The 25,662-nt window shown below is 46.3% G+C and carries 20 protein-coding genes and 2 pseudogenes; 12 read left to right on the forward strand and 10 right to left on the reverse strand.

What is annotated here, in order from left to right; translation table 11 throughout:
• Window positions 1–214 precede the first annotated feature (214 nt).
• From QUB63_RS17360 to QUB63_RS17370, 3 genes are all read left to right on the forward strand, one after another.
• Window positions 215–901, forward strand: coding sequence for a sigma-70 family RNA polymerase sigma factor (locus QUB63_RS17360; protein WP_332946506.1), 687 nt, complete (start codon window positions 215–217; stop codon window positions 899–901).
• Between the two features lie 323 nt (window positions 902–1,224).
• Window positions 1,225–2,217: a DUF1822 family protein gene (locus tag QUB63_RS17365; RefSeq protein WP_332946507.1), complete on the forward strand. Its 993-nt coding sequence runs from the start codon at window positions 1,225–1,227 to the stop codon at window positions 2,215–2,217.
• 29 nt (window positions 2,218–2,246) lie between these two features.
• Window positions 2,247–4,634, forward strand: a complete 2,388-nt coding sequence (locus QUB63_RS17370) for a CHASE2 domain-containing protein (RefSeq protein WP_332946508.1) — start codon at window positions 2,247–2,249, stop codon at window positions 4,632–4,634.
• 178 nt (window positions 4,635–4,812) lie between these two features.
• On the opposite strand, the pseudogene QUB63_RS35080 reads toward QUB63_RS17370, so the two are convergent.
• Window positions 4,813–5,046: pseudogene (locus QUB63_RS35080) on the reverse strand (IS1/IS1595 family N-terminal zinc-binding domain-containing protein); the annotation flags it as partial.
• 370 nt (window positions 5,047–5,416) lie between these two features.
• Window positions 5,417–5,620 (reverse strand): annotated as a pseudogene (locus QUB63_RS17375) (mechanosensitive ion channel); the annotation flags it as partial.
• A 250-nt stretch (window positions 5,621–5,870) separates the two neighbouring features.
• On the opposite strand from QUB63_RS17375, the gene QUB63_RS17380 reads away from it, so the two are divergent.
• From QUB63_RS17380 to QUB63_RS17410, 7 genes are all read left to right on the forward strand, one after another.
• Window positions 5,871–7,139: a sedoheptulose 7-phosphate cyclase gene (locus QUB63_RS17380; RefSeq protein WP_332946510.1), complete on the forward strand. Its 1,269-nt coding sequence runs from the start codon at window positions 5,871–5,873 to the stop codon at window positions 7,137–7,139.
• The gene (locus QUB63_RS17385; protein WP_332946511.1) at window positions 7,136–7,951 is read left to right on the forward strand and encodes an O-methyltransferase; all 816 of its coding nucleotides are present in this window, start codon (window positions 7,136–7,138) and stop codon (window positions 7,949–7,951) included. The genes QUB63_RS17380 and QUB63_RS17385 overlap by 4 nt, the downstream gene beginning before the upstream one ends.
• Before the next feature lie 270 nt (window positions 7,952–8,221).
• On the forward strand, window positions 8,222–9,616 hold the full coding sequence (locus QUB63_RS17390) for an ATP-grasp domain-containing protein (RefSeq protein WP_332946512.1): 1,395 nt from the start codon (window positions 8,222–8,224) through the stop codon (window positions 9,614–9,616).
• 11 nt (window positions 9,617–9,627) lie between these two features.
• Entirely contained in the window at window positions 9,628–10,638 is a 1,011-nt protein-coding gene (locus QUB63_RS17395; RefSeq protein ID WP_332946513.1) for a D-alanine--D-alanine ligase family protein, read from the forward strand.
• Window positions 10,639–10,649: 11 nt separating this feature from the next.
• Window positions 10,650–10,784: a hypothetical protein gene (locus QUB63_RS17400; RefSeq protein WP_332946514.1), complete on the forward strand. Its 135-nt coding sequence runs from the start codon at window positions 10,650–10,652 to the stop codon at window positions 10,782–10,784.
• A gap of 255 nt (window positions 10,785–11,039) precedes the next feature.
• Window positions 11,040–11,792 carry a TIGR04255 family protein gene (locus QUB63_RS17405; RefSeq protein ID WP_332946515.1) on the forward strand — a complete coding sequence of 251 codons (753 nt, stop codon included), beginning with the start codon at window positions 11,040–11,042 and terminating at the stop codon, window positions 11,790–11,792.
• 449 nt (window positions 11,793–12,241) lie between these two features.
• Window positions 12,242–12,988 carry a hypothetical protein gene (locus tag QUB63_RS17410; protein WP_332946516.1) on the forward strand — a complete coding sequence of 249 codons (747 nt, stop codon included), beginning with the start codon at window positions 12,242–12,244 and terminating at the stop codon, window positions 12,986–12,988.
• Window positions 12,989–13,802: 814 nt separating this feature from the next.
• Here the strand turns inward: QUB63_RS17410 and QUB63_RS17415 are convergent.
• The 3 genes from QUB63_RS17415 to QUB63_RS17425 all read right to left on the reverse strand — a co-directional run bounded on the left by QUB63_RS17415 (window position 13,803) and on the right by QUB63_RS17425 (window position 16,781).
• On the reverse strand, window positions 13,803–15,482 hold the full coding sequence (locus tag QUB63_RS17415) for a mechanosensitive ion channel (protein WP_332946517.1): 1,680 nt from the start codon (window positions 15,480–15,482) through the stop codon (window positions 13,803–13,805).
• Between the two features lie 259 nt (window positions 15,483–15,741).
• On the reverse strand, window positions 15,742–16,023 hold the full coding sequence (locus tag QUB63_RS17420) for an IS200/IS605 family accessory protein TnpB-related protein (RefSeq protein WP_332946518.1): 282 nt from the start codon (window positions 16,021–16,023) through the stop codon (window positions 15,742–15,744).
• The gene (locus tag QUB63_RS17425; RefSeq protein WP_332946519.1) at window positions 15,945–16,781 is read right to left on the reverse strand and encodes a transposase; all 837 of its coding nucleotides are present in this window, start codon (window positions 16,779–16,781) and stop codon (window positions 15,945–15,947) included. Before QUB63_RS17425 ends, QUB63_RS17420 begins: the two co-directional genes overlap by 79 nt.
• 148 nt (window positions 16,782–16,929) lie before the next feature.
• On the opposite strand from QUB63_RS17425, the gene QUB63_RS17430 reads away from it, so the two are divergent.
• Complete coding sequence (locus QUB63_RS17430; RefSeq protein WP_332946520.1) at window positions 16,930–17,394, forward strand: SRPBCC family protein; 465 nt, start codon at window positions 16,930–16,932, stop codon at window positions 17,392–17,394.
• Between the two features lie 201 nt (window positions 17,395–17,595).
• Here the strand turns inward: QUB63_RS17430 and QUB63_RS17435 are convergent, their stop codons facing one another.
• Both QUB63_RS17435 and QUB63_RS17440 read right to left on the reverse strand, forming a co-directional pair.
• Entirely contained in the window at window positions 17,596–18,270 is a 675-nt protein-coding gene (locus QUB63_RS17435; RefSeq protein WP_332946521.1) for an alpha/beta hydrolase, read from the reverse strand.
• A 317-nt stretch (window positions 18,271–18,587) separates the two neighbouring features.
• Window positions 18,588–19,412 (reverse strand): SirB1 family protein, encoded by an 825-nt coding sequence (locus QUB63_RS17440; RefSeq protein ID WP_332946522.1) that lies wholly within the window; start codon window positions 19,410–19,412, stop codon window positions 18,588–18,590.
• A 481-nt stretch (window positions 19,413–19,893) separates the two neighbouring features.
• Here QUB63_RS17440 and QUB63_RS17445 point away from each other — a divergent pair, with 481 nt between their 5' ends.
• Window positions 19,894–21,111: a hypothetical protein gene (locus QUB63_RS17445; RefSeq protein ID WP_332946523.1), complete on the forward strand. Its 1,218-nt coding sequence runs from the start codon at window positions 19,894–19,896 to the stop codon at window positions 21,109–21,111.
• Window positions 21,112–21,346: 235 nt separating this feature from the next.
• Here QUB63_RS17445 and QUB63_RS17450 read toward each other — a convergent pair whose 3' ends face one another.
• From QUB63_RS17450 to QUB63_RS17460, 3 genes are all read right to left on the reverse strand, one after another.
• Window positions 21,347–22,834, reverse strand: coding sequence for a hypothetical protein (locus QUB63_RS17450; RefSeq protein ID WP_332946524.1), 1,488 nt, complete (start codon window positions 22,832–22,834; stop codon window positions 21,347–21,349).
• A 348-nt stretch (window positions 22,835–23,182) separates the two neighbouring features.
• The gene (locus QUB63_RS17455) at window positions 23,183–23,884 is read right to left on the reverse strand and encodes an FHA domain-containing protein (protein ID WP_332946525.1); all 702 of its coding nucleotides are present in this window, start codon (window positions 23,882–23,884) and stop codon (window positions 23,183–23,185) included.
• Window positions 23,885–24,055: 171 nt separating this feature from the next.
• The gene (locus QUB63_RS17460; RefSeq protein WP_332946526.1) at window positions 24,056–25,336 is read right to left on the reverse strand and encodes a vWA domain-containing protein; all 1,281 of its coding nucleotides are present in this window, start codon (window positions 25,334–25,336) and stop codon (window positions 24,056–24,058) included.
• Between the last annotated feature and the right edge of the window lie 326 nt (window positions 25,337–25,662).

Genomic DNA, 25,662 nt, shown 5'->3' on the forward strand with positions numbered 1-25,662 from the left:
GCCAAACATCGTCCAAGACGCATAGGTGACCAGAAACCGGGTTTTTTGACAAAAATCCGCCGCTGGAGGCACGATATCAGGCAAAAAACCCGGTTTCTTTAGTTTTGATGCGTCCTGGACTACAAATATTAACTCAGGGATTCTATCTTGGAAATTCAACCAAAAAATGCCGTCTCTAACATTCATCCAGAGACGCTTCAGGAGGCCCTCGCCGATGTCCTACACCAACAATGAGGAGAACAATTTAAGCCAACAACTCCAACAGCTAGTTGCTGAAGCCTGTTCGCATCCGCCCAAAAGCTTGATGCGGCGGCAAAAACTCAGCGAGATAGTGAGGTTGATTGTGAAATCCGGCAAACTTTGGCAAGAAGGCACGCCTCATTATAACGACGCTTTGCAGCAAACTTGGGTGTATTTTTGTCGCAATGTTTGCGTTTGCAAAGAGAATACCACAAACAAACCTTACGATCCGAATCTGGGCAGCGTCATTACTTGGCTAGACAAATATCTCAAGATGCGGCTGAAAGACTTCTCGAACGAACAAATACAGCACCAAAATAGAGTTATTTCCCCGCCAATTTCAGAAGACTCAGAAGCAATTAACATTATAAATAATGTCGAAAATCCGCCGACTCATTCTGACAGTCCGCTAGTCATCCTAGAAGAGACAAAAAAATGGGTGGAGGCAGATCCCGAGGGCGAGTTGAGCAGCGTTCACATCAAAGAACGCCCCGATGTCACTTGCCAAATCTTAATTCTGAAGCGTCTTCCCCCGGAGACTCCCTGGAAAAATATTGCTCTTGAGTTTAACTTGCCGCCGTCAACCGCACCCAACTTTTATAAAAGAGAATGTCTGCCGCGCTTGCGAAATTTTGCCAAAAAGCAAGGATATCTAGAATAACAGTTGACAGTTGACAGTTGACAGTTGACAGTTGACAGTTGATAGTTGACAGTTGACAGTTGATAGTTGACAGTTGACAGTTGATAGTTGACAGTTGACAGTTGATAGTTGACAGTTAATAGTTAATAGCGATGTTTGTTAGACTACAAGTAAAATGTCGCTCTTCAAAAAGCCTTGAGATACGGGGGCTAACAACCCTTACTATTGGGTAATTGGTAATTTGTAATAGTCGCTATCTGTAATTGACTTACCTGAGAAAGGCTAGAGAAAAGTCTGTTTTTTAATTTCCATCATAACACCATAGTTCAAAGAGGAAAATCCCGATGAATGGCAACCTTAACAAGATCAGGCAATCATCTATTCCACTGCCCATTACCACCGCAGCGCTGCGGCTGGCAGAAAAGTTTTCAAATATTGAAGGAGTGACAACACCAGAAAAAAAAGAGCAAGTTTATTTCAACACTTTAGCTGTATGTGCAGTGAAAGATTACATGGAAATGATGGATATTCCCACAGACTTGAATGCCAGCGACAGTTGGAATCCTGTCATGCGCCTTTGCACCGATGCAGCAGATTTGAAATTAACTCAATTGGGCAGTTTGGAATGCCGCCCTCTGAAGTCTGGCAAGTTTTGTGACATTCCGCTGGAAATACCGGACGATCGCATTGGTTTAGTAGCAGTTGAAATCGATATAAAGCGGCAACAAGCTACTTTACTCGGATTTATGAAAACTGCAATTACTGGCGAGTTAGCTCTTGAAAAATTGCAAAGTATTGAAAAATTACTCGTACATTTGGATGGTCTCGAACGCAGCAAAAAACCAGTACAACTTCGCCAGTGGCTGCACAATATTTTCGAGGCCCGCTGGCAGTCTGTAGCAGAAGTTTTAGTGCCGCCAGAACCTAGTTTAGCTTTTCGTTACGGCAGCGCCGTTGTGCGGGCCAAGACGATCCATCTGACACCAGATATCTCGGAACCAGCCCCAACAACCCTCCACTATTTTCGGGGACAACCTAATTTAGACAGGGGTGTAACAGAACCCGCCGAATCTGTAGCTTTGCTGGTGGCGATCGCACCAACAACTGATACTGATATTAATATTAAAGTACAGGTGCATCCGATCGCCGGAGCAGACAGCTTGCCGCTCAACCTGACTCTGAAAGTCATCGACGGCGAAGGAAGCACTGTTATGGAAGCTTGTGCCGGCAAAGGCAACGGCTCCATGACGCTTGAATTTGCTGCCGATCGCGGAGAATGTTTCAGCGTTGTGGTAAAACTGAAAGAACTCTATATTACAGAGAATTTTGCCGCTTAAATCGGCTCGCTTGTTATCAGTTGTAAACCATGCAGAAATTAGTTGTCTTAAAGCTAGATGGTAACTTGACAAAAGGCGTGCGAGCTGCTCTGGAAATCGGCCCGGACAAAGAACGGCCAGCAGTAGAAATTCATGCCTTTCTGCTTCCCAAACCAGAAATAGCTGACAACTACGATCGCTGGCAGTCAGTCTACCGCAGTTTGGGAGATTTCCGCATTAAGCCGATCGGCATTACCATTAGCGAATCTCGTGCAGCACAGTTGGACAAGTGTCGCCAGTTGGCGGAACAATTAAGCCTGCAAATCAATAGCTGGCTCAACTCCAAACCGTTTCGCCAACTCAAAGAAACATTGCTCGAACAATTAATCCCGTCGGACACAATTCGATTTTTAATCAAAACTGACGATATCGTTTTGCGGCGTCTGCCTTGGTACTGTTGGGATATTTTCGAGCGCTACCCGAAAGCCGAAATTGCTTTGAGCGCCGTAGCTTGTAAAAAACTACCGAGCGCAGAACCCCCTAAATCCCCCTTAAAAAAGGGGACTTTGAATGAATTCTCCCCCCGAGGATCGGGGGGCTGGGGGGGATTTCCGGGTTTGGAAACACATCAAAATTGCGTAAAAATTTTAGCAATTTTGGGAGACAGTCAAAAAATAGATATCGAGGAAGATCGAAAGATACTGGCAGGATTGCCATCAGCAGAAGTTACTTTTTTAGTCGAACCAAGCCGCCGCCAAATTAGCGAAAATCTTTGGGAAAACAACTGGGATATCTTATTTTTTGCCGGACACAGTTCCACTGACAGCTCCGGTAGATCGGGTAAATTTTATATCAATAAAACCGAGAGTTTAACAGTAGAAGAGCTGAAACAAGGCTTCAAGCTAGCGGTTAGCGGCGGCTTGCAGTTGGCGATCGTGAATTCCTGCGACGGATTGGGCATAGCGTGCCAGTTGGAAGATTTGAGCATCCCGCAAACGATCGTCATGCGAGAACCTGTATGCGATCGAGTTGCTCAAAATTTTTTACAGTATTTTCTCGCCTCTTTTTGCAGCGGGGAATCTTTGTATGTATCAGTGCGTCTCGCGAGGCAAAGATTGGCCGAATTCGAGTCAGAAATTCCCTGCGCGGATTGGCTGCCGGTAATTTGTCAAAATCCTGCAGCCAATCCGCCGACTTGGCAAGAGTTGCTGCACAAACCAGAGGTGAAAAATGACAGTAATTCGCCATCTTTATCTTGGCGCCGTTTTGGGATCGGGCTGTTGGCGATCGCAATTGCTGCTGTTTCTGTCACGGGAATGCGATCGTTGGGCTGGCTGCAAATATGGGAATTGCAAGCTTTCGATCGATTGATGCGGCTGCGCCCCGCCGAAAAATCGGATTCGCGTTTGCTGCTAGTAGAAGCAACGGAAACGGATATCGAAAAATACGGCTTTCCCCTGCCGGATGCGGTGCTGGCAAAAGCAATAGCAACTTTAGCACAGTATCGGCCGCAAACGATCGCCCTAGATATCTTTCGCCCCAGTCCTAAAGGACTCGGTTATGCAGCATTAGCAGCTAGCTTTAAGAGCGATCGAAGTTTAATTGGTTTGTGCAGCGCCAAAGAAACCGGCAAACCCAACAAATGCGGCATCAAACCGCCGCCCGCCCTGCCAAAAGAACGCCTCGGATTCAGCGATGTAGTGGCCGATGCTGACGGCCTTATCCGCCGCCACTTGCTGTTTATGCAGCCGCAAAGCACCGATCCTTGCACTACAGATTACTCTTTGAGCGCGAGGGCTGCCTTCCATTACCTAGCAGCAAAAGGCATCACACCGCAATCGCTTCCCGGAGATAAGATAGGGCTGGGAAAGGCAGTTTTTGCACCGATTCACGACAGTACGGGTGCTTATCACAACTTGGACGCTCGCGGTTTTCAAATTATGCTCAATTATCGATCGCCCCGAAATTTTATTCACCGAGTCAGGCTGGCAGAACTGTTAGAAGGAAAAGTCAGTCCCAATTTGATTAAAGACCGAATTATTTTTATGGGCGTGACGGCGCCGATTTCCAATCCCGATTATTTTTTTACACCGTACAGCGCGCGAGAAATACCTTACCAGAAAATGCCGGGGGTGTTAATTCAAGCGCAAATGTCGAGTCAAATTATCAGTGCTGCTTTGGATGGGCGCGCGCTGCTGCAAATTGCTCCTGTGTGGCAGGAAATGCTGTGGATTTTGGGTGGCGCAGCAGTTGGTAGCACGATCGCGATTGTCAGCCGGCGCCGGCTGTTTGCGGTGTTGGGGGCGATCGCTTTTGCGGGGATTTTGGGCGGAGTTTGCTGGTTTTTGCTGATCGGGGGCTGGTGGGTGCCTTTGGTACCGTCAGTTGTGGCAATGGTAGCAGCCGGTTGTATTGCGATCGTTGGCGATCGAGTCTAGGGAGTCGGTTCAGTAAAAAGAGCTGACAAAAAAGCAGAGTGTATGTATAGCTTTTCTCAGGTAGGTGAGGTACAGGTTTAGATTTTAGATTAAAGAATTGGGGGATTGAGGAATTGTTAATTGATTGGTAAATACCTCACTTATTTGAGAACGGCTATAGTTAGCTTGTCAACAAATTCTACTCTGCACCGAGTTCAGGAGGAACCGGGCAATCGCAGACGCCTGCCTTGCCATCGAGTTGAGCTGGTGCGCGATGCCGTGAAATCCGTTCGAGTAGCATCCCCTGCATTAATTCCTGCTGTTCTCTGGTAATAACTTTCCACGCGGGATTCAGAACAAATTGACGACCGCATTCTCGACATTTGTAGTTTTGTTTGCGATGCCGAGTCTGACCGTTACGACTGACCGCTTCTGAGCCACAACGCCGGACTGTTGATGAATTTCTACTGTCAGATCACCAATGCAAACACTTCTTTCTCAGAGTAGCTTACTCCATCCTTTCCTGAGCTGCTACTACCGATTTTTTGAGTTAAAACTGTCACGGTTTAAGTCTCGTCAATTCTCGCTGATTTTATTTGAGCAGCAATCACATTAAGCATAAAAAATCACCCGATAAAAAGGCGTTTTTTAAGTAAAAAGGCCTTTTTATAGACTTACCAGAAAGAATTGGTTTAAAGCCCAAAGCTTTTTCCGGAGAAATTAAAAGAAGACTATTCATTACTCCAATCCTCGGACTTCCAGGTAGAGGTCACTCTCAACTCTCAACTGTCACAGGTCAACTGTCAACTGTCAACTGAAAAACGCGCCGTCTTATCTTGTTTAAACGACGCTAACCATTCGCGAATTTGGTCGGCCGCAATCTCGCGCCCGCCCAAACCAAAAGCTAGAGCAATCCCAAGGGATCTCGCCCCGAGCAGCAGCCCGAAAGCCAAATTCACAATATCGCTGCCAATGCCCATCTGTTGCAGCGCCAAGGCCGAAACAAAACAGTCCTGGACGCATCGGGACTCAAAAACCCGGTTTCTCGATCGATATCTCCAGAAAGCAGCCCGGATTTTCTTTGAAACCGGGTTTTTTTGCGTAAGTCATAGGACTTACGCTCGTGTCCCCTTGCGCCACATCCAAGAAATTAGGTGCAAAAAACCGGAGATCGGGGACATGAGTAGCATTAGACCCAAAACCGGGTTAAGAGCTTGACGATCGCGATCCAGATTAAAAAAAATGTTAAGTTATGTAATGTCAAGATACCAGGATTATCTCATGGGTAACGTCCAAGCAACTTATAAAGCTACGGAAAAAGCCTTTCATATTGAGGGATATGAAAAGATCGACTTCAGCTTGCTATACGTGGATGGAGCCTTTGGACTAGAGAACTCTGAAATTGCAGAGAGCTACCGTCAGTTTGGGCGCTGTTTAATGGTGGTAGACAAAACAGTCTACGGTTTGTACGGCCAGCAGATGCAGGCTTATTTCAAGCATCACGAGATTGACTTGACTGTATTTCCGGTAACAATCAAAGAGACAGATAAGACGCTGCGGACTGTTGAGCAGATCGTTGATGCGTTTGCAGACTTTGGGCTGGTGCGCAAAGAGCCTGTTTTGGTTGTTGGCGGTGGTTTAACTACGGATGTGGCTGGCTTTGCCTGTTCCACCTACCGCCGCCGCACTAACTATATCCGAGTGCCCACGACGCTGATCGGGCTGATTGATGCGAGTGTCGCGATCAAAGTAGCCGTCAACCACGGTAAGTTAAAGAATCGTCTGGGTGCTTATCACGCTTCTGGAAAGGTGATTCTAGACTTCTCCTTCTTGAAAACGCTGCCTGTGGATCAGGTGCGTAACGGCATGGCAGAGTTGATCAAGATCGCTGTCGTCGCCAACAGCGAAATTTTTGAACTGTTGGAAAAGCACGGCGAAGCACTTTTGCACACTCACTTCGGCTACTTGAACGGTACGCCCGAGCTCCGGGAAGTGGCTCACAAGGTCACGTATGATGCGATTAACACCATGTTGGGGCTGGAAGTACCCAACTTGCACGAGCTCGATCTCGATCGCGTCATTGCATACGGTCATACCTGGAGCCCTACCCTGGAACTAACGCCGGAAATTCCAATGTTCCACGGTCACGGTGTCAACATTGATATGGCATTCTCGGCAACGATTGCTCAGCAGCGGGGCTATATTTCGATCCTCGATCGCGATCGCATTTTAGGATTGATGAGCCGCATCGGTTTGGCTATAGACAGCCCTTATCTCACCTCTGAATTATTGTGGAAAGCCACAGAATCTATCAGCCGGACGCGGGATGGTTTGCAGCGGGCAGCAGTTCCCAAGCCGATCGGAAGCTGTTTTTTCATCAACGATCTGACAAGAGATGAGTTGGATCGAATGCTGGGAATCCACAAAGAAATTTGTTGTGGCTATGCTCGCGGTGGAGATGGTGAAGATATGTATATCTCGTTAGAGACGGCTAGCGCTGCGATCGCAGCAGGTGTGAAAGCATGACAGTAGCCCCCAGACCAGTCACACCGCTGGGCATCCTGGCGACCAAACTGGAGCATCTCCGACAGCAGATAGAAGCCTCAGATAGCGTTGATGCAGATCTGAAGTCACAATTGCGAGAAGCCTGCGAGCTAGCAAGCGGGTTAGATCCTTACATCAATAGCTGTACAACGCCCGAGTCACCGGCTCTCGCAGCCCTGGCCCGGCGCACCCAAGCAGAAGATTGGAGCCAGCGGTTTTCCGACAGCGAGACTGTACAGCAGTTAGAGCAAGAAATGCTCTCAGGGCATATCGAAGGTCAAACTCTCAAGTTTTTTGTGCATTTAACTCGGGCGAAGCGAGTGTTAGAAATCGGTATGTTTACCGGCTACTCTGCCCTCGCTATGGCCGAAGCCCTGCCCGATGACGGCGAAGTGGTGGCCTGCGAACTAGATGCCTACGTGGCAGAGTTTGCTCAGCAATGTTTTAAAGAGTCGGACCACGGTCACAAAATAAGAGTCAAGGTTGCACCGGCGCTGTTGACTCTCAAAGAGTTAGCCGCTGCTGGTGAAGTGTTCGATTTGGTCTTTATTGATGCCGACAAGGCTGGATATGTAGACTATTTGAACTTGTTGCTAGACACCGATTTGCTGGCACATAACGCTTTGATTTGTGCAGACAATACCCTGATGCAGGGGCAGCCGTACCTATCAGGTGAGGCTACTGCTAACGGGCGCGCGATCGCCAAATTCAACCAAGCAGTTGCAGACGATCCTCGGATCGAGCAGGTGCTGCTCCCGTTGAGAGATGGTCTTACCCTGATTCGCCGAGTTTAGGTGACATTCCTACACCGAGCAATCAAATAGGTTTGATCGTTCGGACTTTAGTCCTTCTTGAATGCGGACTAAAGTCCGAACGATCAAACACCCTTACTTCAATTTCATTCATTCCCTCTCAATTCTTGAAATTATCTGCGTCGATCTGCGTCGATCTGCCTTAAATCTGCGGTTGACTTATCAATCAAAAATTTATGCAATAAGCCTAGGTAATTAAGAGGACTAAAGTCCTCACTACGAACCGATTTTATTCACGGTGATAAGGAAAGCATGACGCAAAAAATTTCGATCGCAACAATGCAGCCTGAGCGTCAAAAAATGGCAGGTAACGGGCGGCTGCGGAATTTAGTAAAAACAGTCGGAACTCTCTTGTTGCTGCTGTTGGTGCTACCGCTGAATGTCGCTGTAACGGCGATCGCCCTGCTGGCGGCAATTTTAGTTAGACCGTTTCAGTCTAGGACAGTCGCCGCCAATCCTAAAACGATCTTGGTCAGCGGTGGTAAGATGACCAAGGCGTTGCAGTTAGCTCGATCGTTCGATCGGGCGGGCCATCGGGTGATTTTGGTCGAATCACACAAATACTGGTTAACCGGGCATCGATTTTCTTGGGCAGTCGATCGCTTTTATACAGTACCGAATCCTCAATCCAAGGACTACATTGATGCACTTTTGGCGATCGTGCAAAAAGAAGCGGTAGATGTTTACGTACCAGTTTGCAGTCCAGTTGCTAGTTATTACGATGCTCTAGCTAAACAGGCACTTTCGCCTCACTGCGAAATCATGCACGTCGATCCAGAAATGGTTCAGCAACTAGATGATAAATATCAGTTTTCCGCAGTCGCAACATCATTAGGTCTTTCTGTACCTGAGTCCTACTGCATCACAGGGCCGCAGCAGGTGCTTGATTTTGATTTTTCAGGGCAAGAGCGCCAATACATTCTCAAGAGCATTCCCTACGACTCTGTGCGCAGGTTAGACCTGACTAAACTACCGTGCAATACACTCGCAGAGACAGCGGCATTTGTCAAGGATTTGCCTATCTCCGATCGCAATCCTTGGATTATGCAAGCGTTTATTCCCGGGCAAGAATACTGCACCCACAGCACTGTGCGCGATGGGGAACTGCGGCTGCACTGTTGCTGCAAGTCGTCAGCATTTCAGATCAATTATGAAATGGTGGAGCATCCAGAAATCGAAGCATGGGTGAGGCGGTTTGTGGGTGGTTTGAATTTAACTGGGCAAGTTTCCTTTGATTTCATTCAAGCCAATGATGATGGACGCATTTATGCGATCGAGTGCAACCCTCGCACTCATTCAGCCATTACCATGTTTTACAACAATCCCGATGTGGCAAAAGCTTATTTAGAAACAGAGCCTTTGTCTGCTGTAATTCAACCGCTCGAATCAAGTCGCCCAAATTATTGGATCTACCATGAAATTTGGCGGTTGGTAACGCATTTGTGGTCGCCTGTTGAGACGTGGCGCCGGTTGCAAATCATTGCTAGCGGCAAAGATGCGATTTTTGACTGGTCCGATCCGCTGCCATTTTTGATGGTTCATCATGTGCATATACCATCCCTATTGCTAGGAAATTTACGGCAGCTTAAGGGCTGGATTCGGATTGACTTTAATATTGGTAAGCTTGTCGAATTGGCTGGAGATTAAGTAGGTCGGTATTGCGTGTTTTGCATTTGGTGGGGTCTGCTGTTGATGAGTTTTACGGAGATTTATCGCGGCTTTATGCCGAAAATTGTCTGGAATTCACCGCCAATCCAGCACTCTATGAATTTCATATTGCCTACATTTCGCCCGAGTTCCAATGGCGGTTTCCAACATCTCTGAGTCGCGAGGATCTCGCCGCCGCCGAGCCGATGTCCTTAGCCGAAGCAGTTCAGGTTCTGACAGCACTCAAAATCGATGTGATGTTACCGCAGATGTTTGGCGTTCCCGGGATGACATACTATCGAGCTTTGTTTGATTTGTTGAAGATTCCCTACGTGGGAAATACTCCAGATGTGATGGCGCTGACTGCTAACAAAACGAAAGCAAAAGCGGTTGTGGCGGCAGCAGGTGTCAGGGTGCCCGAAGGAGAATTGCTTCGCGCCGGAGATACTCCCAAAATTCCCCCTCCCGCAGTGCTCAAGCCTGTGGATGCAGATAATTCTTTGGGGGTAGTTTTGGTGAAAAATCCATCTGACTATGACTCTGCTTTGAAGACAGCATTTGGTTATTCGGATGAGGTATTGGTAGAGTCATTTATTGAACTCGGCAGAGAAGTCAGATGCGGCATTATTGTTCGGGATGGTGAGCTTGTCTGCTTGCCGCTGGAAGAGTACAGCATGGACAAGGATAAGAAGCCCATCCGGAGTTATGAGGATAAGATAAACCGAGATGAAAATGGTGGCTTGTATTTGGTTGCCAAGGATAAGACCAAAGCATGGATAGTCGATCCTAGCGACCCGATTACAGAGAGGGTTTGGGATGCTGCTAAAAAATGTCATGTAGCTTTGGGCTGCAGGCATTATAGTCTGTTTGATTTCCGCATCGACCCCAGCGGGCAGCCTTGGTTTTTGGAAGCAGGGTTATATTGTTCTTTTGCTCGGACGAGTGTGATTTCTGCGATGGCAAAAGCGTCTGGTACTTCTCTGGATACGCTGTTTCAGACTATGTTAAATAACGCAGTTTGAGAGAAGCAAGCATGGGGCGCTGGGGCGATGCTGGCGATCGACAAAACCCACCGCCAGCATCGATGCTGCACGTTAAACGGCTGGGGGTGCGATCGGCATGGGTTGAGAGTGCGATCGGAGTCTCCCAACTGTGGGGGGCAGTTTAAGGTGCTGGCGTTGTGGGTGGATGGCCGGTGCCAGCATTGCTTTCTGGGGTTTTGGGAGATGGCTAACTTTCAGAAAGCTGTTTGATAGTCTTGTTTCCAGCATTCTAACAAGGCTGCGCCTAGTGGCATCTAAATCCTTTTGAACTATCTGTTGGAGCTATGTTAAAAACTTCACGGAAACATCTATAATTTGAATGTAAGTCTATGTTTTAGTTACTCCCGCAATCGGGTTAAACTCTCAAAGAGGAATTAGGTATGAGTCAGCCGCTCAAGGGATCGCCATTAATTGAAGTTCTCTGTGAGTTCAGGTTTGCTCCATCTAGTGCTTGGGACTGGACGCTACCTGGTCGTCTCTATGAGAGGATTGGGAAAGAATTTAGTGAACGAGAACAAGTTAATGAAGTTGTTTTTCAGTTACAACCTGAAGCTGATAATAGTGCGGCTTTACCGCAGATTATAAACGTTCCTCAAAGGATACAACTTAAGCGACCCGATCAAACCGCAATAGTGCAAGTTGGCCCTCATATTTTAGTAGTCAACCATTTAGCTCCCTATCCCCTGTGGGAGAATTTTCGGTCTTTGATTTTGAGAATTTTTTTAGAGTATATCGATTTGTATGGAGATTTTACGTTATCAGGGATTGGGCTGCGCTACATTAATCAAATTCCTATTTCGACAGAAGGATTTGATGTCAGTAACTTTATTACATTGAATCCTAATTTAACAGGCGTTCTCGATCGCTCTCTTTCTTCTTTTCATCAACGGTACGACCTTTCGTATGAGTCCGTAAAAGCAGTGCTTGTTCACCAGACAGGCATTAACGAGACTCAGGAAGGTGCATTTGCTGTAGTTCTGGATCTGGATTTTAATTCTGACGAAGTTGATAATCTCAAAGAAATATCAGAGATTCAGAAATGGTTGGATGAAGCTCATCAACATTTGTATGAAGCTTTTAGAGCATCTTTAAATCCAGACTACTATCAGCTTTTAAAACAAGGAAAGGTATAATTATGAGCCTTGTGATTCCCAGAAGTCACCCGCGCCAAGCGAGTTCTAAACAAAGTCGTTTGCTAGATTATTGGAAAACATCACAAGATGTTTGTTACTCCTCTTATCATAAGTTTCACGAGAGCGGCTCTCAAAGATTAAGACATCAAAGTTTAGTAGTCCTGGTAAATTCGTCATCTTTTCACTGCCCCGAGGCTACTGAAAGAGGTTTGAGGACAAGTTTTGCTGAGGACGTATCAATTTCACGAACAAGGCTATTACCTCATCCAAAAGACCTAAATAAATCCTTAGTTTCACCTGCCCGCGAACAAGATGTTCTTGACTGGGATTTATCCTTAGAAAATCCTCCGCTTAAGCCAGCGGCTACCATAGAATTAGAATTTGAATATGGGGGTCGTAGTAAACCTATCCCTGTGAGCGATCCTTGGGATGAATGAGGAAAAACTAGCATGGACTCTGATAGTCGCAAGCAAGCCAAAGAATTGCTCTCAAACCTCAGTGACTCTGAAAAATGGGAGCTAATTTTAGAAATAACAAATCAGTATCCCTGGTATCAGCTTGTGAGCGGGGAAGAAGAAATAAAACAGGGTGATATCCTTGAAGATTGTCCGGTATTTCAGTTACCAGAAGACCTAGCTGATATCACAAAAGACAAACTTAATATAACTACAAAAGTGGAGTGGAGGGAGCAAGACGTTATTATCATGTCACAGTCCTGCGACCTGGTAAAGGGTCGAGAAAAAGTAACAGAAATACTACTGTGTGCCGTCTGGAAACGTTCGGAACTCACAGAGGGCTATTTGGCTTCAAACGCGGGAATGGAAGAGGCACGACGTGGGAATCTTCCGGGGTTTCACGTTCTTGGTGAATGTTCTTTGCCTGATTTTCATCGTGAAGTTAGAGTGGTGGATTTTCGCCGCGTCTATTCACTTCCCCTACCTTTTGTGCGGAGATTGGTAAGAGAACCAGGAAAGCGTATCCGGCTACTTCCACCATACAGAGAGCAGCTTGCTCAAGCATTTGCCAGATACTTTATGCGTGTTGGGCTACCTACAGATATACCACCCTTCGCAAGTTCTAAGCCCGATAAAACTGAAGCAGAAGTAATAAAAAAGGTACAAGCGATGGATAAAGAATCGCAGAAACGTATATTTTATCATCTGAAAAATGAGCTGGGATTGTCAACAGAAAGTTAGAAAAAACTAGCCTAATGAATAAATAATAGTGAAGTTTTAACTCAGATTTACAAAGCACCTCTGTAACCAAAGTCTTGACGATCGGGATTTTGTCAGTTTGTCCAAGTACAAGCGCCACCTGCTTTTAAATTCCTCGATCGCACTCAACAACAGTCACACACCGACATTCTGTGTCACAAGCTACTCAGCATTTAAGTTGCACGTCAAGAAACAATCAAACAATGAGTGGGGTGAGCTTTGAGCAGCGCCCGCAATATGTGGTTTAAATGCGAAACAGCTTATCAATTCCGGTTGCACCGGCATGATATACTGAAATAGTGTCAAGAGGGCTTAGAAGATTTTGCCCGCATAATTTGGAGTTGGTAAAGATAAACACATCATTTTAACTATTGACCAAGCTCTTTGGCGGCGCCAGCAAACAAGTTCAAGTTCCCTCTCTGCCTACACTCTTGATTTATGCCCTCCCATTCTCCCGAACTGCAACTGTCTCAGAACGTCTGTGGCCGGAAGGTGAATGAGCCAATTGCCAATCGTTCATTTAAAAATATTGATGAATTAGAATTCGTATTATTTCAGGGCTGCCAAGTTCTGATGGAAGAACCTTCTTTGATTAAAGGGATTACAAATTTTACTGGACGATAAAAAATAAAACTATATCATTCCGGCGCCGCCGGAATTGATATGATAAAGCGGGTGGCTAACTCGGATTTGATATTACTTACCATCAAAATGCGAGGCTCACCAATATCGGTTTTCGCAATGAAATTAAGCAGAAAAAAAAGGCGTTTGTTAAGTACAAACGCCTTTTTTAGACTTACAAACGCGGCGTCTTATCTTGTTTAAACGACGCTAACCATTCGCGAATTTGGTCGGCCGCAATCTCGCGCCCGCCCAAACCAAAAGCTAGAGCAATCCCAACTGCGATCGCCCCGAGCAGCAGCCCGAAAGCCAAATTCACAATATCGCTGCCAATGCCCATTTGTTGCAGCGCCAAGGCCGAAACAAAAGCAATCACCGCGATCCGAGCCGTTTGGCCCAACAGCCGCGCTTGACGAGTTCCAGAACTAGCAATCAAACTAAACGCCAGATTCGCCAAATACAAGCCGATCGCAAATACCACCAAACCAGACAAAACCCTACCTGCAACCAGCACAATACCGCTAACAATCGCCGTCAGCGCTGGAATCCGCAGCACGTCGGTAGCCGCCACCACAGCAAACAGCATGATGCCTACCTGCACCACAATGCCGACAAATTGCGAAGGCGTGCGGACTGGAACATCCGGTTCTTGAAGAATCGTTGCGTCGGGATCGATCGAACTCGGTGGTAGTCGCAGCGGCTGTTTCGGCTGCATTCCCAACCAAGAAAAGACATTGTTAAAGCCAATTCCCGTCAGGATATTAGTCACCAAATCGCCGATCCAGCGCCCCAAAATGTAAGCAACCGCCAAAATTAGCGCTGCTGTAAAAATGTTGGGAAGCGCGCCCAGAATGGTGTTGAGCATCGCGATTGCCGGCAAGGAAATCGCCTGAATGTCCAAAGCGTTCAGAGCTGCGATCGCCGTGGGAATCAAAATCAACACATAGACGATCGTACCGATGATCCACGACAGCGATTGTCCGCCCGAACTCCGGGAAATTCCAAACCGAGCGCCCAAACTGTCCGCCCCAGCAGCAGCCAGCAGATTCGTGACAATCCGCTGCACCACTTGAGCCAGCAGCCAGCCGACAAACCCAATCAGCAAAGCTTCCAGAATTTTCGGAATTGCCGCCAAAATTTGGTTCAGCAAATTATTAACTGGTAGCAAAGCCTGCTGCAAATCCAGCGATTCGAGAACCAACGGCAAAAACAGCAGAAAAATGAACCAGTACAGCGCATTCGCCAGAGTATCGCTCAGCAGCAAAGGACTCTCGCTGGGTGCAGTACCCACCTGTTGGTTCAAGCGCTCGTCTACGCCAAAAGTCCGCATCGCCCGCGATAAGGCCAATTTGGCAACTGTCGCCAACACCCAAGCAATTCCCAAGAAAATTAGGGCTTTGGCTAACTTCGGCAAAGCACCAGCAATTTGATTGAGAAATGTATTGAGCGGTTGCGAGACAGCCGTTAGATTCAGCCGGTTGAAAAAGGCAACCAGGAAAAAGATAAAAATGATCCAGAATACCGCACCGGAAATCCATTTTTCCACTTGCGGAGATCCTTCTCCTTCCGGGCGCCCGGTAATCCAAGCAGCCAGCCGGTTGTCGATCGTAGTCTTCTTGAGCAATCCCCCGACTAAAGACGAGACGAGGGCTGAGACTATCAAGCCAATTAGCAGGATGCCGATCGCCCAAATTAGATTTTCAATGCTTGTGGAGCCCTGAAATAGATTGTTAATTCCGTTTTGGGCATCGGCCAGCGGATTCGGCGGGGGCAGGGTCTGTGCCAAAAGGCGATCGGACATAACCGCCACCCGGCCCGATATCGGTTGAGTTATTTCTTGCCAAGTTTCATTCATTTTTTTCTCAGGTTAACGTCAGATTTTGACATGGAGAAGACGAAACTTTAAGAATAGTTCCACCAAATCTAGACCTCGCCTAAATTTAATGTTTGTACGCTTTTAACCGTACTGGGTTAACTACAAAACCCTCTATCGAATTTGGGATCAACCCATCTCCGACTGCTTTTCGGCCCCTATTCAAAGAACCGTTGACATCGGCATTGATTAGTTGTCCAGTTTGGGTTCTGAACAATCCCCTTTTTACTCTACCGCCAATCTACTCTGATTTTTGTTGAATTGGTTCCAAATCCAAGGCAGAACAGATGGATGTGTAACTCTCCTCTACTAACACAACGTTAATCCGGGCCAGTTGTCCTTTGTACTGCAACATTTGCACGAACCGGCGATGGGGAATGCAGGCAAAATTCTGATAGTTAACCTTGCCACGATTAATCCCATCTTTAAAATCCTGGTTCCAGCCTACAACCAGCAAGCCAATTTGATGATTGACGAGTTCTTTAATAATTGCGGAACTCGTTGTGTGGAGGTAGTAATCCACTTTACAGTTACGCTTGTGCCACAATTTGACAAGTTTTTTACTGGTTTTTTGCGCTGCAGCAACGATCTCAATGCCTCGGAAACCCGATTGCAGTATTGGTTGGTTGACTTCAGGGCCCGTCCGTCGTAGATTGTCGGTACTAACCCAGCCACATTGTAAGTTAATGTTGCCAGATTGTTTAATCCTAAATCTATGGCAGCTACTCTCTGATTAACTTGTAAAGGCTGTTCTAACTTTTCATATACGACCTCGACAATATAACAACCCACCTTCGGAACAATCCGGATTTCCTGAATCGAGATGACTTTTGAGAGCAACCAAATATTAGTCCCTGAGAAACGAGCATATCCTTTTTTTAAGGCTCTTTTGCTGACAGCTTGACAATTAAATACCGCTACATAGCGCCCGCCTGCTCTTTTTCGCTCTCTTGAACCTTGATAATGGGGGATTTTCGGTGCGGCTTTAAATTTAGTTGCGTCTTCCTGATAGTTTCGCACCGCCACATGGTAGCTAATCCATGCTTTGAGGACTAAGCCGAGGGTGCTTTGTGCTACTTTTGCGGGCCGTGCTTTGTAATCTGAACAGGTTTTGAGCGCGCGATAAACAGCCAGAGCGTTTGTTTGTTTGTTGGCGAAAAAGTTTTGACGGTATATGTAGTTAGCCGAGTTGTAAAGATTTTTGCACTGCCATGACAGTCGATCGGCTTCTCGATAAAACCTATGATTTGGTTTGATGATGTGCCTTTCGACTAACTGCATAATCGGTATATATACTGTTATTTCCCGATGATACACTGTATTTAGGAGTGTGTCAATCTTTTACTTTCTGGACAAATTGACGCTACAACTAAATAAATGACTATAAAGTAAGCAAAGTTTTGTAATACCCTCCTTGTTGCAGGTTTCCATGTCAATTCGTCAAGTTTTCGAGCAATCCATTGAAATTCGCGCTGCTGCTACCTTGGTGGAGCGCTGTATAGTCGATCGCACTTTAATGCACAAATGGCTCAATCCCTTGCTGCGCTGCGATCCCCAAGGCGAATGGGATACTGCTGTAGGAAGTCGCAGCTTATTTATCATAAAAATTCCCGTTTTGCAACCCACTTTAGAGAGTGTTGTGTTGGAGCGACAACCCGGTTTAATTGTATGGGGGTTTGACGGATATTTCAAAGGATGCGATCGCTGGGAATGCCAGCCCCAAATCCAAGGAACTCTCTTGATTAACCGCTTTGAATTTCAAATTCCCAATCCTTTAATTAGATTTGGTTTCAATCAATTTGCAGCCCCTTGGACGCAAAAAGATATGAAAAGCCAACTCCGGCGGCTCAAACGGGTAGCCGAGCAATTATCTCAAGAAATTGGTAAGGTGTAATGGGTAATCGGTAATTTGTCATCGGTAATGGGTAATGGGTAATTGGGTAATGGGTCATCGGTAATGGGTCATCGGTAATGGGTCATCGGTAATAGCTCAAAAGTAAGAGATAATAGGAAAAGAAAGCACCAATTCCCAATTCCCCATTCCCAATTCCCAATTCCCCATTCCCAATTCCCAATTAAAGCCAACTTCAGTTATTTACTTCACACTTCCCGATGAATTGGGCTGACAAATCATTTGTCTGGCTTGACCGGCCGTACTTTGCAAACCCGGGGAATTCTGATACATAGCTTGCAAATCTTGGACATCTTTAATCACTCGCTGGTAGATAGCCATCGCTTGATTGCCGTCAACTTCTAACGCAGGAGGAGTGTAATTTTGCATCACTTCCATCAGAGATAGTTTGCCATCTTTGGAAGCTGCGACTAAAGCATCGCGCAGTGCCGGCGCGCTTTGTGCCTTTGTTGCCGGGGTATAAGCAACCTCGCCCAATTGTTTGAAAACAATTTCTCCAAAATAAGTATTTGCCAGCCGCGATACTATTTGGGGATCTAAAGCCACTTCTCGCGTTAATATTTCGCGCACCGATTCGGGAGTTTGTTTCGCAAGACTCAAAACGCTTTGCAGTTGAGATGATGCTTTGCCGGTTTGTGCAAAGCTTTGCAAATCGCTCATGGGTAAAGTTACGTCAACAGCACCGTATTTTACGGTAACATTGTCTAATGCAAAGGCTTTGCCGCTGCTCAGCAATACTGCACTTGTCGAGAGCAAAAGTGCCAAACCTAACGATAAACGCTTTGACATTTTTTTGGTTAAATGAGCTGACTGCTGTTGCATTGCGTTGAGATAACCTTGTTGAAACTTAAAGTTCATGAGTTTGTGCCTCTTTACGTCAAAATACTGTTTCTATCGATCGAATTCGCAGCTATCAGTCGGGAAAGTGGACTCAGAAGTTCCCTAAATGACCTAGTTATTTTACAGTCAGGTCAAACCAATTTAACCTATCAAAAGATAGGTGTTGATTGATAATTTATATGTTATACTCGGATTTTCGACAATTTTATATATCTTTGCAAAACTTATAAAAGCGAGATTTGGTCGTCGCGCACCAGTATATAGATTGTCGGTTTCACCTGCGATGTTGTGCGAGCCAATAGCTGCAAGCTTGACTAGCGATCGCAAATTTAAGTTCAGATATCCCGATCGAGCCTTTCGAGCAATAGGCGAATTCTAGCAGCATCCTCAGCATTCGGAGCATTTGTCAGGTATAGTTCCAAATCGTGGCGCGCCTCGGCCAACCGCCCCATTTGATAATAGAGAATTCCGCGATCGCGCCGTTCCAAGAGTGCATCAGGAAACAGCAGCAAAATCCGATCGATCGCCCCCAGAAACCTCATAGCATCACCCTGTTGGAAGTAAATCGCCTTCAAATTTCCCAGCATTCGCCCCAACAACTGCCGCGGACTTACCGGCGCGAGAAAAGCCGGCTGCAACTCCATAGGTTGACCGTAAATTTGAGAAAGCCTCCCTTGACAATCTTCAGGAAATAGTATCTCGCCACCGTTAAACGCATCCACAAAAATGCCAGCATCCTCAAAATCCGGTCTAATTAAAAAATGTCCCGGCATCCCAATCCCCACCATCGGAAAATCAATCCGCTTAGCAACCTCCAAATAAACCAAAGACAAAGAGATCGGAATCCCAGTGCGGCGATCGATTACTTGATTCAAAAAGCTATTGCGGGGATCGTAATAATCAGCATTATTGCCGGAAAATTCCAAATCGTCATACAAATAGCGGTTAATAGTTTGAATGATCCGCAGCGGATAATTCTGTGGCGGGAGGCGCGATCGCACTTCATCGGCGATCGCATCAAGTGCGTTGAGATAATCCATAGGCTCAAAATTCGGATATTCTTCCAAAGCCATGTACAGCGCAGCTTTCGCTAGGTCGATCGAAGCGTCTGGCTGATTGATTTCTTGATAAAAGAGTTGTCGGGCGATCGTCAGATCCATATTTATAATTGATTAATTTTTTAATAAACATCGTGCGAGATTGCCTCTGGCGTATTTAAATTGTATATCGTGATTGAGGGGGGAGGGGGATAGAATTCTCCACCGTCATCGAAATATACAATTTAAATGCCGCAACAGCTTAGACATCCCGCGAATAACCTATGAATGGCAGAGTGCGAGTTCGATCGAAGAGGGAGCATCTCAGTTTTGCATTATTATTATAGTGCGAGCACTTCAAGAGCTCGCGTATTGTACAATACGCGAGCTCCCGACAGCACTCAAAGAAAAAATGCTTTTTATAAAAATGAGATGCACCCGAGTGCGAGTTCGATCGAAGATGGCAGAGACTCCAATTTTACCCTGAAATTCAGCTTCGGGAATACACCCGGACTCATCTTGATAGAGACAATACTCTAATTTAGATTTTGAATTGATAAAATGGTAATCTACTGCACAAATATAGATCGTCGAAATTGCAACCGTGAATGTAGAACAAATCGATCGCCTGCTAGCTCAGTGGAAACAGAATCTCGATCGCATCAGTCAAAATTTAATTGATTTGCACGGATTGCCAACCTATCAACAACTCACTGCAATGCCGTCAGACGTTGAGTTAACTGGCCAAACACGAGCAAAGGTTGTTCCCGCACTCAGTGCGATGAATGACCTATTTCAGAATTTTGATTTGTTAGTGAAAACGATCGAGCGAGCTGTGATGCTCCGCAAGCAAGTTCCTAAGTTTTTGAGTTCCAGTGCAGAATCTCAACTGCGTGAAATTGAATATCTTTTAACGGGAAATTCGATTCAACTTGGCGAACAACAAATTCCTCTAGCACAGCGAGACTTGCTCAGTGCAGCCAAAACCCAAAATGCAATTGCACCTGCGAAATTACTGGAGGTGATGACTGCTGCTTTTCAAGTCGCGAAAGATGTGGTTGTCGCAGTGGAGACTGCACGATCGCATTTAGCAGCAAAACTGACGCGAGCTCAAACAGAAATGCGATCGATCCAAACTTTAGCTGACTCTCTCGGTGTTCGGACGAGCAATGAACTAGCAGTTGCTCAGCAAAATTTGGTCGATTTTGGCGATCGCATTATCTCCGACCCTTTAGGTGTCAGCGATGAGTTCGAGCGAGAAATTGAACCAATCATCACTCGCTCAAGACAGTATTTAGAGGAAATCGATCGGCAAAAAAAATCCCTTAAACAAGAATTAGCTCGATCTCATCAACTCCTGCAAAATTTAATTAATTTGAATCAGCAACATCAAACTATTTTTGCAGAGTATCAGGAAAAAATAACAGAAGCTGCGACACGAGCGCAGCCTTTAGCGGACGAACAAATTGAAGCTTTAAATCAGTGGCTCGCTCGGCTAGAAAATAAGTTTCAAGAAGGCATATTTCAACCCGTTAAGATTGGCTTACAGAATTTGCGGGTCAGAACGCAAGAGTATTTATCCGCTCAACAGCAAGCCTATACAGACCATCAAACTGCGCTAGAAATGCGTCAAGAATTGCGAGGACGACTCCATGCACTGCAAGCTAAAGCATTAGCTAAAGGGATGGCAGAAAACGAACATTTGAGTCAAATTGCCCAACAAGCCAAGCAATTGTTATATACTCGACCCACTCCTTTAGAGCAAGCAATCCAGCTTGTCAGTGAGTATGAAAAGGTATTGAATCGTTCTTTTAAGGAATGAAAATTTAATAATTCAAACATCTGCCATACTCCTCTCTCTCCAGAAGCGGCAAGGTAAAGGGAGGCTCTTCCTCCGAATCTGCATTACCAGGCTCTGCCTGGTAACGAGCAATATAATACCAAATTCGGGTTTCCAATCCCCTTTATTCTTTGAGTCGGCCGAGGACACTTTGTTTGTATAGCAGCGGTTTCAACCGCCGAATCCGATCGGGGATATCTAATACTTCTTTGGAGGCTCACGAATATTCCTTCAAACGCAGATTGAGTCCCAAAAAGGTTAAAATAGCGATCGCACTAATTAACCCGACGCTCCACATCTCAATCTGGTAGGTATTTTTAAACGATCGATCGAGCATAGAATCATGCAAAATATCATCACTCGATTGCTGAGATTTATCGGGTACGTAACCCACACTTTTAAATCCCCGATCGAGATTCTCTGTAAACGCGGTTAAATTAATGTCTGTTACATCCTTGTGTTCTTTAAGGAATTGCTCGAACGCCCAATTAGATTGCCCTTGTTTGTTTTCCGTACACAGTGCGATCGCCTCAGCTTTTTTGCCGCTATTTACCAGCGCTCGAATTTGTTTGTCGATGTTAACATAAACTCCAAATGCCGATAACATTTCCACCGCCGCTTCTCGCTCTCCACCAAAAGTAATATTGGCAAATTCTTCGGCGAATAATCCACTAAAACCCGCGACTTCCTTGACGTTGGATTGCTTGAATTCCTTAGCGACAGACTCAAAATCCCGATTGCCGGGGATGACGGCAATTTTAGCAATTTTCTCAACAAAGTTGCGTTCGTGTTCAGCCGCCAATTCTCGATCGAGTAAATAGCGGCTTTCATCGGCATTGGCACTGTAGGCAATAGCGCGAGCCTGTCGCAACGGCAAAAGCGAGTTGAACGCATCCTCCTTGGCGACTTTCAGATGATAGGAAGCCGCAGTTAGTGCATTGGTGGTATAAAAGAAAAAGACGATCGCGCAGAAGCTGGCTCCCAACAAACAGGGATTGAGATTGCGGCGCATCCGGTGGTAGAGAAACAGTTGTAATAGTCCCAATCCGACAATTGGCAAGAGATTGCAAACAACTGCGAGGAACAAGAGGTTAGCCGATCGAGCTTTTTGTGAGATATAAGCTCGATCCAGACTCTCTAAATTAACCTTCTGCAATTGTTCGGCAGCGGGCAGTAAAATCGAGTCCAAAATGTTTGCCGCTTTGCGATACGCCTCCAAAAGCGATCGCGAATCGCCCCGTTCGTTCGCAAATCGCGATCGTTCGATTTGCGTAGTGTAGTCCTCCAACGATAGGATAAGCGTGCGAATCTGTTGGCGTTCTGTATCCCCTTCCGTAATGTTCTCCGCTGCCAAGGCTAGGAGTTTAGACAGTTTTTCTTGCCGTTCCCGATAATCTTTAGCGGCTTGAGGATTCTGGCCCGGTTTGACGAGCAATTCGTTAGCAGCATTGGCATCCAAATCGGCGAGGCTATCTTTAATTCGCTGGGCAGTTAAGACGCTGGGTGCGGTATTTTTGCCGATCGTTTCGAGCGCATCGCGCTGCATTCTCACTGCTTCATTGGCAGTACCCAAGGCTAAAAGGCTGACTCCCCACACCAGGTACAATCCCCCTCGCAGAATCTGAGGGGTGGTGAATTTGGTTTTCCAATTTGCGATCGAATTTGGCTTTTTTGCTCGATGAGAGTTGGTAGTAACTTGGCTCATATATTTTGTAATGGGTAATTGGTAATTGGTAATTGGTAATTGGTAATTGGTAATTGGTAATGGGGAATTGGTAATTGGTAATTGGTAATGGGGAATTGGTAATTTGCTTGTTACCAGGCTCTTCCTGGTAACGCAGATCCGGAGGAAGAGCCTCCTTTTACGAACCAGATTATAGGAGAGAGGACTGTAGTCGTGGTTTAAGTTATTAACTTTTCGTTCCTAATTGGTTAAAAGATGCGGACTTAAGTCCGCACTACGAACCGTTTTTGTTATTGTGGTAATCTATCGGACATGATATAATTTGTCATTGGTGGGGCAGTTTTTATCAATTACCGATTTGCCTGCTAGTTAAGAATGGGTAACATTAACAACCAGCTTCGTCCAATGTCCCAACGTAATTTCATCCCCATCCTTCAGACGAATATCTGTCATCGGCGCAAGTTCAACCCCATTGAGAAATGTACCGTTGGTGGAACCGATATCGCGCAGGATTAATGCCCCATCCGGTTGGCGGTGAATGACGGCGTGGCGGTGAGAGATGGCATCATCCAAGTCGAGGGCGAGATCTGGATAAATGGCGCGGATATCGCTAGTGCGTCCGATGAGGGTACTTGGTTTTTTCAGAGGGAAAGTTAGGGGTGTAAACGCGGGCGGTTCTGGGCTACCTTCGCAGCGCAAAGTGCGATCGACGGTGATGAGAAGTTCGGGAGTGCCTGTAGCGGTGGGCGAGGTGGATGTTGGGGGAACAGGCGCTGCGCCCGCATCTATAGTACCCGCATCCAAAACAGAAGATGCGATTCCTGATGCCTTGGGAATCGGAATTTCTCCACTCGCACCCGTGACGAAGTTATAGCCGCAAATTTCGCAGTAGTTGCCGCTATCTTCCTCGTGGGGAGTCGCGCAATCGGGACAGTCAATGGCGGCTGTGGCAACTCGAACGGGTGGACTTTTGGCTTCGACAGCAGCACCTCCATTAATCTTCGCGCCGCATTCCGAACAATAATCGGATTCGATCGATTCGTGACCTTTTGGACACTGATAGACTGACATAATTAGCTATGCGATTTTGAATTTTGGATTGTAGATTTTGGATTGCAGATTTTGGATTGTATAGCAACCGCCACATAGGTTAGGACATAAATAATGTCATAAATTGATTCTCGTACTATGTAACTGTCAACTGTCAACAGTCAACTGTCAACTGCTATAGATTTGGGATGGCTAATTTCGAGAAATTCGTGCCGTTTTGGTCGATCGAGTTTCCAGTGCCATTTCATCTTCCTTCGCCACATTCCGCTTCAAACGAACTGTTCCCGTCGGTGCATCCTCCACTTCCACCACCCGGCGCAGCAGTTTCGCCGTTGCTTCATTCCCGGAGTCATGGGCGAGTTTGACAGCCCGTCCCAGCTTAGCCGTTGCCGCTTCTACATCACCTTTATCGCGGGCTTCGAGTCCTTCCTGAATGGTTTGCGCCAATTCTGCTTGTCCGGTGTAGTGCGCCACTCGCCGATCGATTTTCGTAGATTTCTGTTCGTCATCCGTCCACACCGCTAGAATCCGCGCCTCGGTAATTTTCGTTTCCACCCCGTTGGCGGTGTAAATTAAACTCGCCCGTCCCGCTAACATCTCATCTCCCACATTACCGGGATTCACCTCGATGCAGAAGTGGTAATCGCGCGATTCTGCCGTCCCCCACGCACCTGTCGGATAGTCGCAAACTTGGGGTTTAATAGATTGAGCGCGATCGGTCAGATCGACAATTTCGGGACTGACTTGCTTGCAGAATCGCACCTTTGCCCCTTGGGGAGTCCACAAACGCAAGGCGACATCACTCACCGTTTTAGTCATTGCTTGGGCGAGAATGGCTTGGAAATCGGCTTCTATTTGCGCGGCATTGGCGATGATATCGGTGGTTCCCAGTAGCTTGTTGGCAATGAACTGAAGCTGCTTGACGCGCCAGTCGGTTCCCACCCCCCGACAATCGCACTGAAATACACCTTCGCACGCTTGCAGCACCTGTTCTAGGCGTTTTTGGTCGGAATCATCGTTCTGCCCGTCGGTGAGCAATAGGGCTTGTCTGACGGCATTGGGCATCTCTTTGAACTGCGTTAGTGCCGCTTCCAGCCATTGAGAAATTAATGTACCGCCACTGGCTTGGACTTCTTTAATTTTGGAGATGGCGCGGGCTTTGTTTTCTGCTGTGGCTGGGGAAGTGGGAAAAATTACCTGGGCGCGAGTGGCACCCACCACTATAAAAAAGGAGGTATCCGCAGGAATTAACTGCACGAGTTTAATCATCGCATTTTTGGCGGCGTGGATTTTTGCGCCCTGCATCGAACCGGAAATATCGCAGATAATCCCGAAGAGTTTGCCTCCTGTTTGAGGTGCGATGTTGATATTTTTATCCCCATCGACGGTGACGGTCATAATGGCATTGACTTCTCTGGAACCTTGATGAAGGTAGGGATTTTGGAAGACTTCGGCTTGGAATTGGGTAGACATGGTTTTTGAGTTGTTTGAGTGAATTTTGACTAAATGCGATCGATGCTTTCTTCAGTAAAAATGATGCTAATTTACAGATTGAGAAAAGAGATTAGAGTGTAGGTTGAGTAGAACTGAGATTTTGCAGCATTATCAATAATCCTGTAAGGGCCCGTGAGCCAACCATCTATAATGAACATCGACAATTTACAAAAACCCGCCCTCACCTAACGACAGAAATTCGTGAAGCGCAGCTATCCCGAGCGTGAATCGCACAATCTCAGAAACCGGGTTTCTTTTTATATGCTTCGTACTCAGCAGACATTATTCGCAGAAACCCGGTTTCT

The organism is Microcoleus sp. ARI1-B5, from assembly GCF_036705795.1.
Lineage (GTDB): Bacteria > Cyanobacteriota > Cyanobacteriia > Cyanobacteriales > Microcoleaceae > Microcoleus.

Bases quoted from the DNA above. Each gene is read 5' to 3' on its own strand.
- QUB63_RS17360 (WP_332946506.1), top strand. From the start codon at position 215: ATGTCCTACACCAACAATGAGGAGAACAATTTAAGCCAACAACTCCAA.
- QUB63_RS17365 (WP_332946507.1), top strand. From the start codon at position 1,225: ATGAATGGCAACCTTAACAAGATCAGGCAATCATCTATTCCACTGCCC.
- QUB63_RS17370 (WP_332946508.1), top strand. From the start codon at position 2,247: ATGCAGAAATTAGTTGTCTTAAAGCTAGATGGTAACTTGACAAAAGGC.
- QUB63_RS17380 (WP_332946510.1), top strand. From the start codon at position 5,871: ATGTCAAGATACCAGGATTATCTCATGGGTAACGTCCAAGCAACTTAT.
- QUB63_RS17385 (WP_332946511.1), top strand. From the start codon at position 7,136: ATGACAGTAGCCCCCAGACCAGTCACACCGCTGGGCATCCTGGCGACC.
- QUB63_RS17390 (WP_332946512.1), top strand. From the start codon at position 8,222: ATGACGCAAAAAATTTCGATCGCAACAATGCAGCCTGAGCGTCAAAAA.
- QUB63_RS17400 (WP_332946514.1), top strand. From the start codon at position 10,650: ATGGGGCGCTGGGGCGATGCTGGCGATCGACAAAACCCACCGCCAGCA.
- QUB63_RS17405 (WP_332946515.1), top strand. From the start codon at position 11,040: ATGAGTCAGCCGCTCAAGGGATCGCCATTAATTGAAGTTCTCTGTGAG.
- QUB63_RS17410 (WP_332946516.1), top strand. From the start codon at position 12,242: ATGGACTCTGATAGTCGCAAGCAAGCCAAAGAATTGCTCTCAAACCTC.
- QUB63_RS17415 (WP_332946517.1), bottom strand. From the start codon at position 15,482: ATGAATGAAACTTGGCAAGAAATAACTCAACCGATATCGGGCCGGGTG.
- QUB63_RS17425 (WP_332946519.1), bottom strand. From the start codon at position 16,781: ATGCAGTTAGTCGAAAGGCACATCATCAAACCAAATCATAGGTTTTAT.
- QUB63_RS17430 (WP_332946520.1), top strand. From the start codon at position 16,930: ATGTCAATTCGTCAAGTTTTCGAGCAATCCATTGAAATTCGCGCTGCT.
- QUB63_RS17435 (WP_332946521.1), bottom strand. From the start codon at position 18,270: ATGAACTTTAAGTTTCAACAAGGTTATCTCAACGCAATGCAACAGCAG.
- QUB63_RS17440 (WP_332946522.1), bottom strand. From the start codon at position 19,412: ATGGATCTGACGATCGCCCGACAACTCTTTTATCAAGAAATCAATCAG.
- QUB63_RS17450 (WP_332946524.1), bottom strand. From the start codon at position 22,834: ATGAGCCAAGTTACTACCAACTCTCATCGAGCAAAAAAGCCAAATTCG.
- QUB63_RS17455 (WP_332946525.1), bottom strand. From the start codon at position 23,884: ATGTCAGTCTATCAGTGTCCAAAAGGTCACGAATCGATCGAATCCGAT.
- QUB63_RS17460 (WP_332946526.1), bottom strand. From the start codon at position 25,336: ATGTCTACCCAATTCCAAGCCGAAGTCTTCCAAAATCCCTACCTTCAT.